Genomic DNA, 17,964 nt, shown 5'->3' with positions numbered 1-17,964 from the left:
TCTCTACTACTCTATCAATAATGTTCTAATCCGTTGGTGAAATACATAGAATAGACTGAGAGAAAAGGAGTTGATGCCGGGTGGATGACAAGGAAAAGAATATAACGATTAGAGTCAATGGGAAGGACAGGCCTGTGCAGGAGGTAAAAGCTGAAATTCAAAACAAAGATGAAGAGATTGCAGCATCAATAGACGGTGATTTCATCGATCAACCGTTTGAATGGGTTCTTCCGAAAGAAAATACATCATCCAATCTTTATCTCTTTCACGCAAATCGTGATGAATCTGAATCTACTGAATATGATGCTTATTCAAATGAGAGAAAACCCGGACTGCCGATTCATCGAAAAAAGTTAACATCTTCTCTTAAACGTCCCTTTTCAGCTCCCAAAACGCCATTCCAATTGCCGAAGCAATTACTAGTGCCGATTGTAAGTGCAGTTGTCATTGGCGGGATCATCGGCTTGATCGTATTAATGATTTTTACAGGAGACGAATTTAAGTCAAATACCACACCAGCAGCTACTCAACCTGTTGAAACACCAGTTAAGAACCCTATTTCAGCTCCCAAAACGACTTCATTAAATACCATCATTTCACCTTATGTTGTACAAGCAGGACTCTATTCATCTGCGGCTTCGGCTGAAGAAATCGCGAATAATATAATAGCAAAGGGCTATGCAGCTGCTGTAGATCCTGTTGATTACCGAGTATATATTGGTATAAGTAGTACACTAGAGGGTGCAAAAGCGTTAGCAAGTGTATATGAAAATACGGAGATTCTCGCTGAAGCTCCTTATTCCCATTCTCGTACAATGGGAGAAGAGGAAATTTCTGTGCCAACGAGTGGAGATACACACTGGCTCGAAAGTGGTAAGGCTTTGCTTGAATTGAGCTATGGAACTGCAGACATGAATACTATGGAGTCTGACTTGTTATCATGGAAAAAAGAAGCGATGGGGTCTGTTGAAAAGTTAACAGCCGACCAACAAAAGAAAGCAGTTGCATTCATTAATTCAATGTCCGCTGTAGTGGACCAAAATGAAGGTAAGTGGACCATTCAACAAGCTAAATTAGATGCGACGATTCATTATATCGCCCTCGTTCAGTCCTTTAAAAAATAACCACACGCTTTCAACAAAAGATAGTCATAAATCACCCTCCTGTTACGAACGATAATAAAGGAGGGTGCTACTATTTTTGGTTGTCTTACTGGAAGGGATTTGCTATTCTGTAAATAATCCCTTCATTTGTAGTAAAATGACAATCGTAACCTCTACTCTAAACGTAAAGGGTGATTGTATGAAACGCCTCATTTTAGCTTCAGGCTCACCTCGACGTAAAGAATTACTAGAAACAGCCCACCTTCCATTCATTATCCAAAAAAGTTCTGTAAATGAAAACATTAGTGATGAATACACACCTGCTGAAATTGTTGAGCAACTTTCCTTAAGAAAAGCAAAGGATATTGCCCAATATTACCCCGATGATGTCGTTCTAGGCTCAGATACTGTGGTTGTTTATGATGGCCAAGTATTAGGTAAGCCTAAAAGTGATGAAGATGCATACGAAACTTTATCAAAGCTTTCAGGAAAAACGCATCAAGTTTATACGGGTGTAGCAATTATTTCGGAGGAGCGGGAGATTTGTTTTCACGAAGCTACAGAAGTTACGTTTTGGACTTTGACTTCTGAGGAAATAAAGGAATATGTAAGCTTGGGTGAATGTAAAGATAAGGCTGGATCATATGGAATACAAGGCTATGGTTCAACTCTTGTCAAACAGATAAATGGTGATTATTTTAATGTTGTTGGTTTACCTATTTCACGGACTGTCCGTGAATTAAAGTCGTTCGACATTACAAAAAGATCAGTCACGGAATAAATCCTAAGGAGGATGATGAATTGGGGATGAAACCCTTAACCATCCGTGATTTTCCATTGAATGAAAGACCGAGAGAGCGTATGCTAAAAGAAGGTGCAAACGTTCTTTCCAATCAAGAATTACTAGCGATTTTATTACGTTCCGGGACGAAAGAAGAATCGGTGCTTCAACTTGCACAAAGAGTTATTCAACAATTTGAAGGACTTAACCTTTTGAAAGATGCGACCGTTGATGAGCTGACTTCTGTCAAAGGAATTGGCAATGCAAAGGCGATAGAGATTCTTGCATCACTAGAACTCGGAAAACGTGTAAGTCGCTTACAATTAGATGAACGTTATATTATTCGATCTCCGGATGATGGTGCGAATTATGTAATGGATGAGATGCGCTTCTTATCACAAGAGCATTTCGTTTGCATCTATTTGAATACGAAAAATCAAGTATTGCATAAGCAAACGGTTTTCATTGGGAGTTTAAATGCTTCCATTGTTCATCCAAGAGAAGTTTTTAAGGAAGCAATGAAGAGGTCCGCTGCCTCCATCATTTGTTTCCACAATCATCCAAGTGGAGACCCTAGTCCGAGTCGGGAGGATATTGAAGTCACACAACGTTTAACCGAATGCGGAAAGATTATGGGGATAGACCTTTTGGATCACATTATTATTGGAGATCAAAAATTCGTTAGTCTTAAAGAAAAAGGCTACGTTTAGACTGTTCAAGCCTTAGGGTTTGGAGTATAATCAAAGTTATGAGTTTTGCTAGTAATGAAGGGAGATTTACATAAATGTTTGGTGGATTTTCAAGAGATATGGGAATTGATTTAGGTACTGCAAATACATTGGTATATGTGAAAGGGAAGGGTGTAGTTGTTCGTGAACCTTCCGTAGTTGCCATTAATACGAAAAGCGGAGATATCGAAGCAGTAGGTAATGCCGCTAAAAATATGATTGGTCGTACACCTGGAAACATCGTCGCACGCCGACCGATGAAAGATGGGGTTATTGCAGATTATGATACAACTGCAACGATGATGAAGTATTATATTCAACAAGCACAAAAGAATCGTTCAGTCTTTTCTCGTAAACCATTCGTGATGGTTTGTGTACCATCCGGAATTACTCACGTTGAAGAGCGCGCGGTTAAAGAAGCGACGAAACAAGCAGGAGCTCGTGACGTTGAGACGATCGAAGAACCGCTTGCAGCTGCAATTGGTGCGGACCTTCCAGTTTGGGAACCTACAGGTAGTATGGTAGTTGATATCGGTGGAGGAACGACGGAAGTAGCCATCATTTCACTTGGTGGAATTGTAGAGAAACAATCCATTCGTGTTGCTGGAGATGAAATGGACGACGCGATCATTCAGTACATCAAGAAAACGTACAATGTGATTATCGGTGAACGAACTGCAGAAACAATCAAACTTGATATTGGTTCAGCAGATACTTCAGATGGCATGGAAGAAATGGATATCCGTGGTCGTGACCTCTTAACAGGACTTCCGAAAACAATCTCCATTTCTAGTGAAGAAATTGCAGGTGCATTAAAAGATACGGTAGATACGATCATGGATGCTGTTAAGCTGGCATTAGAAAAGACGCCACCTGAATTAGCAGCAGATATTATGGATCGTGGGATTGTGTTAACTGGTGGTGGAGCTTTACTACGTAACCTTGACCGAATCATTAGTGAAGAAACGAAAATGCCGGTAATTGTGGCAGAAAATGCATTAGACTGCGTAGCGATTGGTACAGGTCGTGCAATTGAAAACTATCAACAGGTTAGAAACAAGCCTGGATTTGGTGGCGGCCGTTCTAAATCAAAATATTAAGAGGTGTGAATCGTGCCGCAGTTTTTCTCGAACAAACGTCTTATTATTCTGTTAGTTAGTATGATTGTTCTCGTAGCCATGATTGGTTTCTCAATGAAAGAAAGAGAAAATATTTCATGGCCGGAACAACTCTTACATGATACTGTTGGCTGGACTCAGTCAATCTTCTATAAACCCGCGAACTTTGTGGCGGGTTTCTTTGGGAATGCCGTTGAAATGAAAGAGATTTACGAACAAAATAAAGTGCTCAAACAACAATTGAATGAGTATGATAAGCTGGCTAGTCGTGTGAAAGATTTAAAGAAAGATAACGAATCACTTCGTGGGACATTGAAAAAGGAGCAAACCCTTTCAGATTACACGGTTTGGCATGGGACAATTATTGGAAGAGCTCCTGAGAGATGGTATCAATTTATCCAAATTGATGTCGGGAAGCAGGCCGGAATTAAGCCGAATATGGCCGTTATAACGGATAAAGGACTCATTGGTAAAATCCATAAAGTTTCTGCTTTTCACTCTACCGTTGAACTCATCAGTAACCATGATCCGAATAGTCGAATCTCAGCCGTGGTGCAAGGTGAAAAAGAGAGGGTTTATGGTTTAATCCAAGGATTTGATCAGAAGCAGAAACTACTCACAATGAAGATGATCGGAATCGATAAAGAGTTAAAAAAGGGCCAGACGGTTACAACATCCGGATTAGGCGGTATCTTTCCTAAAGGTCGTGAAATCGGAAAAATTGTGAGGTTTGAACCTGATAAAGTTGAACCTACACAAACAGCTTATATCGAACCGGCTGCAGACCTTTATGATATCCATCATGTTATGGTCGTGAAACGGAAAATACAAGAAGTCGAAACCGAAACTGATACGAATACGGTAGAGGAGGAAGAAACGTCATGATTCGCTTTCTTCTTCCTTTTCTTACATACCTGTTATTTATTAGCGAAAGTACATTGATGCAAGTTTTCACACCACAGCATATGGACAACGAGACGATTATCATTCCTAGGTTTGTCGTCATCATGGTGTGCTTCATTGGCATGTATATTACGCCAATGAGGGGTGTACTTTATGGCGTTGCTTTTGGCCTTTTATATGACCTTATTTTTACAGATCTAATCGGAGTTTACATGTTTTCAATGGGGTTAACGGCTTATATTACGACATTTATCGCGCGTTATTTCCACGGAAACATTTTTGTGACATTATTCGTTATGATTATCGGACTTTCGGCATTTGAATTCTTGGTGTTCGGATTGTACACCTTAATCGATATTGCGAATATGAACTTAGAAATATTTGTTTATCAGCGATATCTACCTACGTTGTTGTTGAATTGTGTGTTCGTTGTTTTGGTCTATTACCCACTTCGAAAATGGTTAATCAACATCGCGATTGACTTAGAAGAAAAATAGGGTAGAAAAAAGGATTACCATTTGACTTTGTCGAAATTGTGTATGTTGAGGTGAACAGGGTAATGGCACAGAAACAGAAACAAGTAAACAACCATTTTGTAACGATAAAAGGGACGAAAGAAGGTCTTATCCTCAATTTAGATGATAATTGCTCCTTCGATCATTTGCTCTCTGAATTAGAAACAAAATTAATACATCCATCTGAGAACCAACCTTCTGATGGACCGAAAATACCCGTCAAGGTGAAAGTCGGCAAAAGGTATTTAACTGAGCAACAAGAAGAGCTCCTTCATAAAATTATTTATCAAAAGAAAAATCTCCTTGTTGACGCTATCGAATCAGAAGTGATCACGAAAGAGTATGCAGAATATATGAAGAAGGAAAATGAAATAACATCGGTAAGTCGGATGGTCCGATCAGGTCAGATTCTGAAAGTACAAGGTGACCTTTTGTTGATTGGCGATGTCAATCCAGGAGGTTATATTGCCGCCACTGGTAATATCTTTGTTATGGGATCGTTGAAAGGAATTGCTCATGCTGGCTGTGAAGGTCGTACCTCAGCAATCGTTTCAGCTTCAATCATGATTCCTTCTCTTGTACGAATTGCTGATCAATTATTTCAAGATGAAGAAGATGAACAAGAATATGATGGTGTATGTGCATACTTAGATGATGAGGACAATCAGATTAAAATGGATCGTCTGCACATTTTGCACCAGATCAGACCGGGTTTAAACCGACTGTAGGGAAAGGGGAATGTTTTGTGGGTGAAGCGATCGTAATTACATCTGGAAAAGGCGGAGTTGGAAAGACGACAACTACAGCCAATATAGGGACGTCACTTGCACTCCTTGGAAAGAAAGTCTGTCTCATTGATACAGACATTGGACTTCGTAATCTGGACGTCGTCATGGGGCTTGAAAACAGAATCATATATGATTTAGTGGACGTTGCACAAAATCGATGTAAACTCCATCAAGCTCTGATCAAGGATAAGCGGTTTGAATGTTTATACCTTCTGCCAGCAGCGCAAACGAAAGATAAGAGTGCTGTCACCCCAGATCAGATGAAGCGGATTGTAGCGGAGCTTAAACAGGATTATGATTATGTAATCATTGATTGTCCTGCAGGAATTGAACAAGGATTTAAGAATGCAGTCGCAGGTGCAGATCAATCCATTGTCGTTACGAATCCTGAAACAGCTTCTGTAAGAGATGCCGACCGAATCATTGGGTTATTGGAGCAAGAGGATATGGAATCACCGAAACTGATTGTGAATCGGTTAAAAGCTCATATGATGGAAAATGGTGATTCTTTAGATGTAGACGAGATTGTTTCTATATTAGCGATTGAGCTATTAGGAATCGTAGTTGATGATGAATCGGTATTAGGTGCAGCTAATCGAGGCGAACCAATTGCCTTAAATCCAGATACAAAAGCGTCACAAGCTTATCGGAACATTGCTAGAAGAATTCTTGGTGAATCTGTTCCACTCATGTCCTTAGAGCAAGACAAGGGTCTCTTTAAGAAAGTGAAACAGTTTTTCGGAATGAGAGCATAAACAAAAAGGTCAGATTACCTAATTGCTTGTCGCAGCTAGGGGATCTGGCTTTTTTAATACAGTTATTCATACTCGACACCAAGGCTTCTCATATTTTAATTATGTAAACATAGAAGTCTTCTATTCTTCTTGACCTCACTATGTACATGTCATAATCCCCACGGACAAGTCATAAACATGTACAAATCAGGTGTAGAGGGTGGAGGTCAATGAAAAATAGAGCGGATGAGGTTAGAAGGAAGTACCAGAACCAAATTAAAAGCCATCGGAACAATGTGGACGAATCCTCTTCTAATCGTCTTAGTGTTTTAAATAGAAATAGCAATGGAGGACACCCATTGTTTTCATCAGAAGGATTTCTTTTCAGAGTTATGGCAGCGATATGTCTATTTTTAGTTATAGGTATCATTTTCAAAAACCCTTCTGCCCCTTTAGGGAATATACAGGGTTATGTGAATAATGCGTTTGAGGAAGAGTTCCAATTTGCTTCTGTCGCGAACTGGTATGAAAATCGTTTCGGGAAGCCGCTCACTTTATTTCCAACTGATTCCAAGAACAAAACGGCTGACTCGATTGGGAAAGCAAGTAATTACGCACTTCCAGCAAACGCGAAAGTTCTACAATCCTTTAAAGATAACGGTAAAGGTGTCTTATTAGAGACGGGCAGTAATACAGATGTTTCCTCAATAAAAGAAGGGTTCATCATCTTCATTGGAGAGAAAGAACAACTTGGAAAGACGGTTGTGGTCCAACATTTCGATGGAAGTGAATCGTGGTATGGCAAATTAAATAAAATTAGTGAGGAAATTAAACTATATAATTATATTGATGCAGGTGCGGATTTAGGAAAAGTAACTAAGGAAGAGAAATCTGATACAGGTTTATTCTATTTTGCAATAAAGGATAATGGCGGATTCATCGATCCTCTAAAGGCGTTATCCTCAGATTGATGTGGAAATTTATAAATTTGATTAGGATCAATCCGCTTCTGTGGCTCGTGGCAGCGACTGGTATTCTTACAGGTTATTTTAGGGAATTTCTAATCTTATTTATTGTGATTTTCATTCACGAGATCGGTCATGCATTAGCTGCGCTCTTCTTCAAATGGCGTTTAGTTAAGGTAGAAATGCTCCCGTTCGGTGGCGTGGCGGAAATGGATGAGTACGGAAACCGACCCTATTTAGAGGAAATAGTCGTGACTTTGGCGGGACCCATTCAACATTTATGGATGATTGGTTTATCTTCCCTCTTGCTATTAACGGGGTATGGAGACCCTGTATTAATCGAAAAGTTTATCTCAATCAACTGGATGATTCTGTTGTTCAACCTCCTCCCTTTGTGGCCATTGGATGGTGGCAAGCTTCTTTTTTTGTTTCTGACAGTATTTCTTCCTTATAAACGTGCGAAGAGTACGATGCTGGTTGCTTCAATAAGTTTATTATTCCTATTTATGATTTCGACGATCCTCATTTATTCGTTCCATCTAAATCTACTAATTGTATTGTCATTCTTGCTATATGCGCATTATGTGGAATGGAAGCACCAATCCTATATGTATATCCGATTTTTATTAGAGCGGTTGAATATAATGGAGAAATCCAGGAAAAAGAAAGTGATTTTAGTTGAACCAACTATGACTTTAGATGGTGTCCTTTCCAAACTCCATAAAGGATATCTTCATGAAGTACATGTTAAGACCACCCCACCTTTTGTTTGCAATGAGAAGGAACTATTGAACGCTTATTTTAAGAGAAGCGCTAGGACATGTGCAATCCAAGATCTTTTTCGTTAAAATGTATGAAAAGGCATTTGTAATGAAGAATTGAGGAAGCACATGGATCAAATTATTTTTAATTTAACCACTTCAGAAAAAAGAGCGGCAATTATCCAGGACGGAAAAGTAGTTGAAATTCTGATTGAACGACCAGACGCTTATCCGAAAGCGGAAAATATCTATCTGGGCCGCGTTATTAAAGTCCTTCCGGGCATGCAAGCTGCATTTGTTGATATAGGACATGAACAAAATGGCTTCATTCATGCAACGGATCTCGTTAATGATCATAACCAAGAACGCCCCATTAATGAAGTCATTCATGAAGGTCAAACTATTGTGGTACAGGTCAAGCGAGAAGCATCGAAAAACAAGGGTCCTCTTCTGACGGGTAATATTGCAATACCAGGAGAAAACCTTGTTTATTTGCCGTTTGGAGAGTATGTTGCGGTTTCAAAAAAGCTAACAGAAAACGGAAGGGATCAGGTTAAGCTTGCTGGGGAAGCTTTGATTGAAGGGCAAGAGGGGGTCATCATGAGGACCTCAAGTGCCAAGACATCAAGAGATAAGCTTGAAGAAGAATTTTATGAATTACGACATAAATGGCACCACATTCTTGGGAAGTCGAAGAGTATGAGTGAAGTTCATTTATTGTTTGAAGGAAAATCTATAATCGATACGGCTTTAAATAATCATTTAGCCAAAGAGGCGGAGTTAGTATTTGACGAGTTTAAAGCTTATCAAAAGTGTAAAAATATATTATCAAAAAATTACAAGCTATCACTCTATAAAGGACATGAGAATATCTTTTCTTATTATCAAGTTGACGCATCCATTCAAAAAGCATTGAATCAGTCAATTTGGTTAAAAAACGGTGGACATATTCAAATTGATTATACAGAAGCATTGACCGTCATTGACGTTAATACAGGGAAATTTACAGGCAAACAAGATCGTGCCCAGGCAATCCTTCAGACCAATCTACTTGCTGCTGAAGAAACGGCCAGACAACTTAGACTCCGTAATATTAGTGGTATGGTTGTGATTGATTTCATACGAATGTCAGACGAACGTCACCGATTGGAAGTTCAAAAGCATTTAAAGACAGCTTTAGAAAGTGATCCGATACAAACGAGGATTTATGGGTTCACAGCGCTTGGTATAATGGAGTTAACAAGACAAAAGGTAAGAGATAGTCTACACGCAATAATGAAGGATGACTGTAATCGCTGCCAATCACCACATCAACAATTCTCTGTAAAGACACTATTTTATGAGTTAGAACGACGTGTCCATGAACTTAGCACTACAGAAGAAGAAGGCGTCTGGGTCGAACTTTCGAGTGAATTATACTCTTATATTCATGAAAATCAATCAGACCGGTTAGAGCATATATCAAATCTTATACCTGCTCGGTTGTTTGTGACAAAGTCTATCGATTCAGAAGGACCTAATATTCGGATTCGACACATCGGTCAAAAAGCTGATATTGAAGCTAGAATAGATAAGGAATAACGTTGACAATCTCTTCATTTCTATGGTATGATTCTTTCGTTGGTTTTTGGAGCCTCAAGCTCCAACCGCACAAAGCAGGTTTTCAAGCTTAACTGATTATATCAAGTCAAATTGGCTGTATTCATTCAGTGATTCAACTGAATGAAAAGAGTCGAGTATTTCGAGGCGCGGAAGTGTACGAGGACCGGATCATAGGTAACACTATTTGAGGACCGGAGTAACGACGCAACAAAGAAATACGATGGCTATGTTCATTCAGTAGCACCTGCAATGGCGAGTCTGAGTCAAACAGGAGGTGCAAGTTATGTACGCAATTATCGAAACAGGCGGGAAGCAATTCCGCGTTGAAGAAGGACAAGAGCTTTTCATCGAGAAATTGGATGCTGAAGCAGGTGAAACGATTACATTCGACCGTGTATTGATGGTAGGTGGAGACGACGTTAAAGTCGGAAGCCCTAACGTTGATGGCGCGACTGTTACGGCTAAAGTTGAGAAACAAGGCCGCAATAAGAAAGTCGTTGTTTACAAGTTCAAGCCTAAAAAGAACTATCGTCGTAAGCAAGGACATCGTCAGCCTTACACAAAAGTCGTTATTGACAAAATTAACGGATAATTATCATGTTAACCGTCAATATTCATCGTGACCAGCACAACATCGTGTCTTTTAGCATTTCAGGACATGCTGAATCAGGTCCTTATGGACATGATCTTGTATGTGCAGCTGTAACAGCTGTATCCTTTGGATCTGTAAATGCAATCGAGGAGCTTTGTCAGGTTGAACCTGAAGTCGAAACTCGAGAAAATGGCGGATACTTACTTTTTAAAACACCTTCTTCAGTAAATGAAGAAACATCTAAGAAGATGCAACTTTTACTTGAAGGTATGCTGGTATCACTCAGAACAATCGAACGTGACTATGGAAAATATATTAAAATTGAGGTTTTAGGAGGTGCATCGCATGCTTAAATTAAACCTGCAGTACTTCGCATCCAAAAAGGGTGTTGGTAGTACGAAGAACGGTCGTGACTCAATCTCTAAACGCCTAGGGGCTAAAAGAGCTGATGGGCAAACAGTTTCAGGTGGATCTATTCTTTTCCGTCAACGCGGAACAAAAATCTATCCTGGTAAAAACGTAGGCCGCGGCGGAGATGACACTCTATTTGCTAAGGTTGACGGCGTTGTTCGTTTTGAACGTCTTGGTCGTAACCGTAAGCAAGTAAGTGTTTACCCAGTAGCCAAAGAAGCGTAAGACTTAAACTCTAACCGGACTGGTTAGAGTTTTTTTCTTCTAAGCTCTGTTATAGTAATGTTGAATTCTGCGAAATTCACTCGCTTTCAGCGTGCGATCCGCAGGACAAGGAACGCTTCGGCAGCGTTAAATTGCACGAAGAAAATGCGAATTTCATTTTCGAGGCGTCTCGTAAATTTCTCTTCATCAACTTTTCTACAAGAAATCTACAGCTTTCTCTAACAGAGCCTATGAAATAGAGACTGTCAATTATATGTTTGGGAGTGCTATTATGAAGGGAAAAATGGATTCAGTAAGCCTTTTACGTCATGCTCGTCATGATTGGCTGAATCAACTTCAATTGATTAAAGGTAACCTGGCATTAGACCGTACAGATCGAGCGAAGGAAATTATTGATCAAGTCGTTCAAGAAGCTAAGAATGAAGCGAAAGTATCAAATCTAAAAATGCCTATGTTGGCAGAGTTATTTTTAACCTACAACTGGCTGCAAAATCAGTATAGGTTAGATTATGAAGTGATTGGAACAGAACGTGATTTATCAAAGTACGATCAACCATTGTTTGAATGGACTTCTTGTTTTTTAAGTGAAATTGAAAAACACGTTGTAATGGATAGTGAACCTCATTTAATGGTAACCATTCAACTGTTTGAGGATAAAGTACGGATTAGTTATGACTTTGCAGGTGTTTTGGATGTTCAGAACATTGAGCAATCAATGGATTCATCGCAAATAACCGTACATAATTCAATTAGAATCATCGAAAGCTACAGTCAGGAAAATGAACTGTTGTATATCCTTGAATTAGGATAAGAAGTAGAGGTGAGTTAGCATGTTTGTAGATCAGGTTAATGTGTTTGTTAAATCTGGTGATGGCGGTAATGGAATGGTTGCATTCCGAAGAGAGAAATATGTTCCTAACGGTGGACCTGCGGGTGGAGACGGAGGTAAAGGTGGCGACGTCATCTTCGAAGTAGAAGAAGGCTTAAGAACCTTGATGGATTTCCGTTATAATCGACATTATAAAGCCCCTCGTGGTGAAAATGGAATGTCTAAAAATATGCACGGTCGTAATACGGACCCTCTAGTTGTAAAAGTGCCACCAGGTACTATGGTGACGGATGCGAGTACAGGGAAGTTAATTGCAGATTTAGTTGCTCATGGACAACGAGCAGTCATTGCACGGGGTGGAAGAGGCGGTAGAGGAAACTCCCGTTTCGCTACACCTGCAAATCCTGCACCAGAACTAGCTGAGAATGGTGAACCAGGTGAAGAAAAAGAAATTACGCTAGAACTTAAACTATTGGCAGATGTAGGCCTAGTCGGATTTCCAAGTGTTGGTAAGTCGACGTTACTATCAGTCGTTTCAGCAGCAAAGCCAAAGATTGCAGAATACCACTTTACAACGCTTAGTCCTAACCTGGGTGTTGTAGAAACGGAAGATAGCCGAAGCTTTGTAATGGCTGATCTACCTGGACTAATTGAAGGTGCTCATGAGGGTGTTGGATTAGGGCATCAATTTTTACGACATATCGAGCGAACAAGAGTTATTGTCCACGTTATTGATATGTCAGGACTTGAAGGTCGAGATCCATATGATGACTTCTTAAAAATTAACGAGGAATTAAGGCAATATAATCTTCGATTGACTGAGCGACCTCAATTAATCGTTGCCAATAAGATGGATATTCCAGGTGCAGAAGAACATCTAAATGAGTTTAAGGAAAAGGTTGGGGATTACCCAATTTTCCCAACTTCTGCGATAACGAAATCTGGTGTGCGAGATTTGTTATTTGAAATCGCAAATCTTTTAGAGCATACGCCAGAATTTCCACTTAATGAGCCAGAGGAAGCAGAAGACCAAGAGAAACGAGTTCTCTATAAGCACGAAGCTGAACAACAACCATTCGAATTATCTCGAGAAGATGATGGTACATTTGTGGTTACAGGTGCAAAAATTGAGCGACTCTTTAAAATGACAGATTTCTCTAGAGATGAATCCATTCGAAGATTCTCTCAACAAATGAGAAAGATGGGGATTGATCAAGCTCTAAGAGAACGTGGAGCTGAAGATGGAGACATCGTTAGAATCTTACAGTACGAATTTGAATTTATAGAATAGACTGTCATATTTGACAGTCTTTTCATATTCAAAGGAGGAGTACATTGCCTTCCTTTGTTCATTCTTATATACTGAACATTAATGTCTATAATTGGAGGATCCAGAATGGAACGGTATGGTGAACGATTTTATTTAGTTAGAGAAGACTTACTGTCTGAAGCGATGAACAAAACCTTAGATGCAAAGGAATTGTTGGAGTCAGGTAAGGTAGGTACGGTTAATCAAGCTGTCCAATCTGTTGATCTTAGTCGAAGTGCATTTTATAAATACAGGGATGGAGTATTCCCATTTGAAACGATGGTAAAAGAAAAAATTGTTTCTATTGCCATACACCTAGAAGATCGATCAGGATCTTTATCTACTTTATTAGCAGTACTGGCAAATTTAGGGTGTAATATCTTGACGATCCATCAGACAATTCCTTTGCAAGGAAGAGCGAACGTAACCATATCCATTGAAACAGCCTCTGCTAAAGAGGATATCAATGGGATCTTAAAGGCATTGAAGAAGCTAGAGCATGTTAAGCAAGTAAACATTATTGGTTCTGGCGCATGAATAAAACTTTTTACACTTATCTCCCCAAGAATCGACCTGGGGATTTTTTTCTGGATATACACAAAAAATTACTATTATTGATGGTATAAAGTTCTTTCTTAGGCATAAAAAAAGCAGCCTTAGAAAGGGCTGTTTTTCATATTCATGATCTTCGAAGCAAAAATCCTTTTTGCTCCAATGCTTTACATGCCTGCTGAAGCTGGGATTCATCATTCGCTTCTAATGTGTGCAAATGAACGCCATCTGTAAGCTCTAGTAAGTAGGAGGCTTTTGTTTCCTTCACTCGATTGAGAAATGTTTCTACATCATGTCGATTTTGAATCATTATTGACCCAGTTAAATCACCGTATACAGGATGCTCAATCGTAACATCTTTTATCGTAACACCAAAATCTACAATTGTGAGTAATTCATCTTCAGTTTGTTCTGGGGCGTGCTGGCAAGCGATAATTTTTGAGACTTTTTGATCTGTTTGTACTTGATGGAAATACATGTATCCTTGAGCAGTTGCCATAATTGGTTCATTCCTTGCTTTTAATAAAGAAATGTCCTGAACAATGACTTGTCTACTTACGTTCGTCTCTTGGGCTAATTTACTTCCTGTTAAAGGTGAATGACTTCCTTTTAACCAACGTAGGATTAGCTCTCTACGTTCTTCTCCTAAGACTTTTGTACCTCTACCTTTCATCGGAATCTTTCCTCCTAGATGTTGATCCATGTTTTTATAAGCATACCATAAGTTCTTCCTAAGATAGAATATGTATCTTTTCGATAACATATATTGATTATGGTGAGCAGCCTGATCTGTAATCTTGTAGCAATATGCCCAAACTCTCATATACTGTGTATTGACTTAGGCAGGGAGGAGATCGTTTTGAAAATCCATATCGTAAAAAAAGGGGATACACTTTGGAAAATTGCTAAATTGTACGGAGTCTCTTTAGAAACAGTAGTAAAGGCAAACCCTCAAATAAAATCACCTGATATTATTTACCCTGGTATGAAGGTGAATGTCCCATCTGGAAATGTATCTGTTAAATCTAATCCAAACCATAATAAGAACGATTCTATGATGCCATACATGAATAAGAAGGAAATGCCGATGAAAAAAGAAATGCCTATTAAGAAAGAAAAGCCAATCAAAAAAGAAATGCCTATTAAGAAAGAGAAACCGATCAAAAAAGAAAAACCTATTGTAAAAGAAAAGCCAATTAAGAAGCCTCCACAGGCTCCTATGACAGAAGAGGAATTTCATATTACTCTTGGGTTATCTAAAGAAGAAACGACTACAACATATGAAATGCCGAAACCAAAACCGATCCAAAAACCTGTTGAGGAATGTCCACCTGTAGATTACTGTATGCCAGATCCATGTTGCCCGCCTTATGGCGGTCATGGCGGTTATGGCGGTTATAGTGGCCATGGAGACCATGGTGCATATAGCGGATATCCGATGATGGATCCATGTTGTGAACCCATGATGTATGGGTATGGAAACCAGCATATGATGCATGGCCCATATATGCATGGTGGCGGTCAAATGGGTCATCATTATGGCGCTATGTCACCTGAGTATATGCATCAAGGTGGTCACGGAATGGAGCATATGAATTACAGTGGCTATGATATGCAGGAAATGGACTCATACGAAGAAATGATGTATGGACAAATGATGGGTAATCCAATGGAATACGGGCAAATGATGGATCACCAGCAAATGGACTATGAACAGTACGGTGAGAGTAATCAAATGCCTTGGATGAACCAAGGTAATATGCAAAACAACCAACAATGGATGAATGAACATGATGGCGGACAAATGAATCAATACGGTGAAAATGATGCAAATCAAATGAATCCTTGGAAAGAACAAGACCAATACTATGGTGGACAAATGCCAGGGATGGCTCAAGGGCAATATGACGGGAGTGGCCAAATGCCATGGATGGAACAAGGTCAAGGCGGTCAAATGATGCCAGATATGGGCCAAGGGCAGTACGGTGGTAACGGACAAATGCCATGGATGGGTCAAGGTCAAGGCGGCGGAATGGGTCAAATGATGCCAGGTATGGGTCAAGGCCAAGGCGGCGGAATGGGTCAAATGATGCCAGGTATGGGTCAAGGCCAAGGCGGCGGAATGGGCCAAATGATACCAGGCATGGGTCAAGGTCAAGGTGGCGGAATGGGCCAAATGATACCAGGCATGGGTCAAGGCCAAGGCGGAGGAATGGGCCAAATGATGCCAGGCATGGGTCAAGGCCAGAGCGGCATGCCGACAGACTTTAGTCAACTTCCTTTCATGGGTCAAACTGGCGGAAGAGACCCGTATTGGGATATAGACATAGAGATGCAACCACGGAAACCAAAGAAAAAAGATTCAAAATCAGAATAGGTAACCATTCCCATCTTAATTAAGATTATTTTAAACCTCCGATTGCCATCATAAAGGTGAAAGGAGGTTTTTCAATTGAAAAAAATTATGATGTTTACCTCAGCATTACTACTCACAAGCGCATTGACTGCTTGTAATGCTGACGATAATGAAGCGTTAGATACTCGTTATGACAATGATACCCGTCCAATCGGCTACTATACGAATGATGGTCGAGGTGAAGGTCCGATGACGCGTATTGCAGATCGTGATCGCAAAGACTTGGATAGAAAAGAAGTCAACTATGCGGACGATTATCAAGGTGGGGATCTTGCGAGAAGAATCTCTAAGAAGGTTAACAACATGCGTGATGTTGACGATGCACGTGTAGTCGTAACCAGAGATTCAGTTCTAATTGGTGTAGACACTAACGATCGAAATGATCGAGATGTTAAGCCTAAGGTCAAGTCTGCTGTGAAAAAGATGACAGACAAAGATGTTCGTGTCACAACCGATGAAGACATGTTTACGCGAATTCGTGATGTAGACAATGACCTTCGAGATGGTAACGGATATAATGAAGTAGAATCTGATGTCAATGCAATTATGAATGATATTGGAGATGCGCTTCGCCGTCCGTTTGAAAACAATCGATAGAAGAAGTCAAATGATAATTCCGGTCTTAGACCGGAATTATTTTTTTTCGATGTGAAAATGTAGGATGAAACAAGGGTGTTCTCTATGTAGTTGTTACTGAGAGATCATGCACCGCTTTCTTTTTTCCAAACGATGTTCTATGCTATATTGTTAAGAAAACGTGTTGAAAAGGGGAGAGGGATAACGATGGCAGGACATTCTAAATGGAAAAACATTCAACGTAGGAAAAATGCGCAAGATGCGAAACGCGGAAAAGTATTTATGAAGCTTGCAAAAGATATATATGTAGCAGCTAAAGAGGGTGGAGGAGATCCTGAAACCAACCCTTCTCTTCGATTAATGATTGAGAAAGCGAAGTCGGCGAATATGCCAAATGAAAATATTGATCGTGCAGTAAGAAAAGCCACAGGTAATTTAGATGGTGTCAGTTATGAGGAAATCATTTATGAAGGGTATGGAGCTGGTGGAACAGCTATTATGGTTGAAATATTGACAGACAATAAGAACCGCACTGCAGCAGACGTTAGGCACGCCTTTTCAAAAAATGATGGAAATTTAGGTGAAACAGGATGTGTTTCATTTATGTTTGATCGAAAAGGAATCATATCGATTAATCGTGAGGAAGTTACCTTATCTGAAGACGATTTTATGCTAGAGGTTATCGAATGTGGTGGTGAAGAGTATGAAGTGAACGAAGATACGTTTGACATTTATACAGAACCAGACATGTTTAAAGAAGTGAAAGATCAGTTAGTTTCTAAAGGCTATTCGATTTCTACTTCAGAAATGACAATGATTCCACAAACATTTGCTTCCCTTGGAGCTGAAGATACAAAGAAAGTACTGAACCTTATTGATACACTTGAAGATTTAGATGATGTCCAGGAAGTCTTTCATAATCTTGAAGTTGACGAGGAAGAGTACGAAGAATATGTAAATTAAGAATGGATAAATTTACTTAATACGGTAAAACTATTACTGAATGTAATGTTCTTATTAACTACGTGAGGTGATTGCAAGGTGAAATCCTTCCCC

General features: G+C 39.6%; 21 protein-coding genes and 1 other annotated feature. Of the genes, 20 read left to right on the top strand and 1 reads right to left on the bottom strand.

Annotated elements, in window-relative coordinates; translation table 11 throughout:
- Positions 1-80 precede the first annotated feature (80 nt).
- The 17 genes from L2716_RS10225 (at position 81) to L2716_RS10145 (ending at position 13,901) form a co-directional block, all read left to right on the top strand.
- Complete coding sequence (locus L2716_RS10225) at positions 81-1,124, top strand: SPOR domain-containing protein (RefSeq protein WP_236334249.1); 1,044 nt, start codon at positions 81-83, stop codon at positions 1,122-1,124.
- Between the two features lie 178 nt (positions 1,125-1,302).
- Positions 1,303-1,884 (top strand): Maf family protein, encoded by a 582-nt coding sequence (locus tag L2716_RS10220; RefSeq protein ID WP_236334247.1) that lies wholly within the window; start codon positions 1,303-1,305, stop codon positions 1,882-1,884.
- 26 nt (positions 1,885-1,910) lie between these two features.
- Complete coding sequence (gene radC / locus L2716_RS10215) at positions 1,911-2,594, top strand: RadC family protein (RefSeq protein WP_236337851.1); 684 nt, start codon at positions 1,911-1,913, stop codon at positions 2,592-2,594.
- Positions 2,595-2,668: 74 nt separating this feature from the next.
- Complete coding sequence (locus L2716_RS10210) at positions 2,669-3,712, top strand: rod shape-determining protein (RefSeq protein ID WP_236334245.1); 1,044 nt, start codon at positions 2,669-2,671, stop codon at positions 3,710-3,712.
- 12 nt (positions 3,713-3,724) lie between these two features.
- On the top strand, positions 3,725-4,615 hold the full coding sequence (gene mreC / locus L2716_RS10205; protein ID WP_236334243.1) for a rod shape-determining protein MreC: 891 nt from the start codon (positions 3,725-3,727) through the stop codon (positions 4,613-4,615).
- The gene (gene mreD / locus L2716_RS10200; RefSeq protein ID WP_236334240.1) at positions 4,612-5,130 is read left to right on the top strand and encodes a rod shape-determining protein MreD; all 519 of its coding nucleotides are present in this window, start codon (positions 4,612-4,614) and stop codon (positions 5,128-5,130) included. Before mreC ends, mreD begins: the two co-directional genes overlap by 4 nt.
- A gap of 62 nt (positions 5,131-5,192) precedes the next feature.
- Positions 5,193-5,876 (top strand): septum site-determining protein MinC, encoded by a 684-nt coding sequence (gene minC / locus L2716_RS10195; protein ID WP_236334238.1) that lies wholly within the window; start codon positions 5,193-5,195, stop codon positions 5,874-5,876.
- A gap of 17 nt (positions 5,877-5,893) precedes the next feature.
- Positions 5,894-6,691 (top strand): septum site-determining protein MinD, encoded by a 798-nt coding sequence (gene minD / locus L2716_RS10190; RefSeq protein WP_236334236.1) that lies wholly within the window; start codon positions 5,894-5,896, stop codon positions 6,689-6,691.
- Positions 6,692-6,900: 209 nt separating this feature from the next.
- Positions 6,901-7,641, top strand: coding sequence for a M23 family metallopeptidase (locus tag L2716_RS10185; RefSeq protein ID WP_236334234.1), 741 nt, complete (start codon positions 6,901-6,903; stop codon positions 7,639-7,641).
- Positions 7,641-8,483: a site-2 protease family protein gene (locus L2716_RS10180; protein ID WP_236337850.1), complete on the top strand. Its 843-nt coding sequence runs from the start codon at positions 7,641-7,643 to the stop codon at positions 8,481-8,483. The genes L2716_RS10185 and L2716_RS10180 overlap by 1 nt, the downstream gene beginning before the upstream one ends.
- Positions 8,484-8,525: 42 nt before the next feature.
- Positions 8,526-9,977 carry an Rne/Rng family ribonuclease gene (locus L2716_RS10175; protein WP_236334232.1) on the top strand — a complete coding sequence of 484 codons (1,452 nt, stop codon included), beginning with the start codon at positions 8,526-8,528 and terminating at the stop codon, positions 9,975-9,977.
- A gap of 53 nt (positions 9,978-10,030) precedes the next feature.
- Positions 10,031-10,268: a sequence feature (ribosomal protein L21 leader region), on the top strand.
- Between the two features lie 13 nt (positions 10,269-10,281).
- Entirely contained in the window at positions 10,282-10,590 is a 309-nt protein-coding gene (rplU, locus tag L2716_RS10170) for a 50S ribosomal protein L21 (protein WP_236334231.1), read from the top strand.
- Between the two features lie 5 nt (positions 10,591-10,595).
- Positions 10,596-10,943, top strand: coding sequence for a ribosomal-processing cysteine protease Prp (locus tag L2716_RS10165; protein ID WP_236334229.1), 348 nt, complete (start codon positions 10,596-10,598; stop codon positions 10,941-10,943).
- Complete coding sequence (gene rpmA, locus L2716_RS10160; RefSeq protein WP_236334226.1) at positions 10,936-11,226, top strand: 50S ribosomal protein L27; 291 nt, start codon at positions 10,936-10,938, stop codon at positions 11,224-11,226. The genes L2716_RS10165 and rpmA overlap by 8 nt, the downstream gene beginning before the upstream one ends.
- Before the next feature lie 271 nt (positions 11,227-11,497).
- A complete protein-coding gene (locus L2716_RS10155) occupies positions 11,498-12,037 on the top strand; it encodes a Spo0B C-terminal domain-containing protein (protein ID WP_236334225.1) in 540 nt (179 codons plus the stop codon).
- A gap of 19 nt (positions 12,038-12,056) precedes the next feature.
- Positions 12,057-13,346 (top strand): GTPase ObgE, encoded by a 1,290-nt coding sequence (gene obgE, locus L2716_RS10150; RefSeq protein ID WP_236334223.1) that lies wholly within the window; start codon positions 12,057-12,059, stop codon positions 13,344-13,346.
- Between the two features lie 105 nt (positions 13,347-13,451).
- The gene (locus tag L2716_RS10145; protein ID WP_236334221.1) at positions 13,452-13,901 is read left to right on the top strand and encodes an ACT domain-containing protein; all 450 of its coding nucleotides are present in this window, start codon (positions 13,452-13,454) and stop codon (positions 13,899-13,901) included.
- Between the two features lie 142 nt (positions 13,902-14,043).
- Here the strand turns inward: L2716_RS10145 and L2716_RS10140 are convergent, their stop codons facing one another.
- Entirely contained in the window at positions 14,044-14,589 is a 546-nt protein-coding gene (locus tag L2716_RS10140; protein ID WP_236334219.1) for a transcription repressor NadR, read from the bottom strand.
- Positions 14,590-14,775: 186 nt separating this feature from the next.
- Here L2716_RS10140 and safA point away from each other — a divergent pair, with 186 nt between their 5' ends.
- The 3 genes from safA to L2716_RS10125 all read left to right on the top strand — a co-directional run bounded on the left by safA (position 14,776) and on the right by L2716_RS10125 (position 17,871).
- Positions 14,776-16,293 (top strand): SafA/ExsA family spore coat assembly protein, encoded by a 1,518-nt coding sequence (safA, locus tag L2716_RS10135; protein ID WP_236334217.1) that lies wholly within the window; start codon positions 14,776-14,778, stop codon positions 16,291-16,293.
- A gap of 75 nt (positions 16,294-16,368) precedes the next feature.
- The gene (locus tag L2716_RS10130; protein ID WP_236334215.1) at positions 16,369-16,929 is read left to right on the top strand and encodes a YhcN/YlaJ family sporulation lipoprotein; all 561 of its coding nucleotides are present in this window, start codon (positions 16,369-16,371) and stop codon (positions 16,927-16,929) included.
- 186 nt (positions 16,930-17,115) lie between these two features.
- Complete coding sequence (locus L2716_RS10125) at positions 17,116-17,871, top strand: YebC/PmpR family DNA-binding transcriptional regulator (RefSeq protein ID WP_236337849.1); 756 nt, start codon at positions 17,116-17,118, stop codon at positions 17,869-17,871.
- The last annotated feature ends 93 nt before the right edge of the window (positions 17,872-17,964 follow it).

The sequence above is a fragment of the Pseudalkalibacillus berkeleyi genome (assembly GCF_021608225.1).
Taxonomy (GTDB): domain Bacteria; phylum Bacillota; class Bacilli; order Bacillales; family Fictibacillaceae; genus Pseudalkalibacillus; species Pseudalkalibacillus berkeleyi.
The sequence above is the reverse complement of the archived record's forward strand: the minus strand, read 5'-3'. Positions and strand labels throughout refer to the sequence as shown.

Excerpts from the sequence above, each read along its gene's own strand:
- L2716_RS10220 (WP_236334247.1), top strand. The coding sequence starts at position 1,303 with ATGAAACGCCTCATTTTAGCTTCAGGCTCACCTCGACGTAAAGAATTA.
- radC (WP_236337851.1), top strand. The coding sequence starts at position 1,911 with ATGAAACCCTTAACCATCCGTGATTTTCCATTGAATGAAAGACCGAGA.
- L2716_RS10210 (WP_236334245.1), top strand. The coding sequence starts at position 2,669 with ATGTTTGGTGGATTTTCAAGAGATATGGGAATTGATTTAGGTACTGCA.
- mreD (WP_236334240.1), top strand. The coding sequence starts at position 4,612 with ATGATTCGCTTTCTTCTTCCTTTTCTTACATACCTGTTATTTATTAGC.
- minC (WP_236334238.1), top strand. The coding sequence starts at position 5,193 with ATGGCACAGAAACAGAAACAAGTAAACAACCATTTTGTAACGATAAAA.
- L2716_RS10185 (WP_236334234.1), top strand. The coding sequence starts at position 6,901 with ATGAAAAATAGAGCGGATGAGGTTAGAAGGAAGTACCAGAACCAAATT.
- L2716_RS10180 (WP_236337850.1), top strand. The coding sequence starts at position 7,641 with ATGTGGAAATTTATAAATTTGATTAGGATCAATCCGCTTCTGTGGCTC.
- L2716_RS10175 (WP_236334232.1), top strand. The coding sequence starts at position 8,526 with ATGGATCAAATTATTTTTAATTTAACCACTTCAGAAAAAAGAGCGGCA.
- rplU (WP_236334231.1), top strand. The coding sequence starts at position 10,282 with ATGTACGCAATTATCGAAACAGGCGGGAAGCAATTCCGCGTTGAAGAA.
- L2716_RS10165 (WP_236334229.1), top strand. The coding sequence starts at position 10,596 with ATGTTAACCGTCAATATTCATCGTGACCAGCACAACATCGTGTCTTTT.
- rpmA (WP_236334226.1), top strand. The coding sequence starts at position 10,936 with ATGCTTAAATTAAACCTGCAGTACTTCGCATCCAAAAAGGGTGTTGGT.
- L2716_RS10155 (WP_236334225.1), top strand. The coding sequence starts at position 11,498 with ATGAAGGGAAAAATGGATTCAGTAAGCCTTTTACGTCATGCTCGTCAT.
- obgE (WP_236334223.1), top strand. The coding sequence starts at position 12,057 with ATGTTTGTAGATCAGGTTAATGTGTTTGTTAAATCTGGTGATGGCGGT.
- L2716_RS10145 (WP_236334221.1), top strand. The coding sequence starts at position 13,452 with ATGGAACGGTATGGTGAACGATTTTATTTAGTTAGAGAAGACTTACTG.
- L2716_RS10140 (WP_236334219.1), bottom strand. The coding sequence starts at position 14,589 with ATGAAAGGTAGAGGTACAAAAGTCTTAGGAGAAGAACGTAGAGAGCTA.
- L2716_RS10125 (WP_236337849.1), top strand. The coding sequence starts at position 17,116 with ATGGCAGGACATTCTAAATGGAAAAACATTCAACGTAGGAAAAATGCG.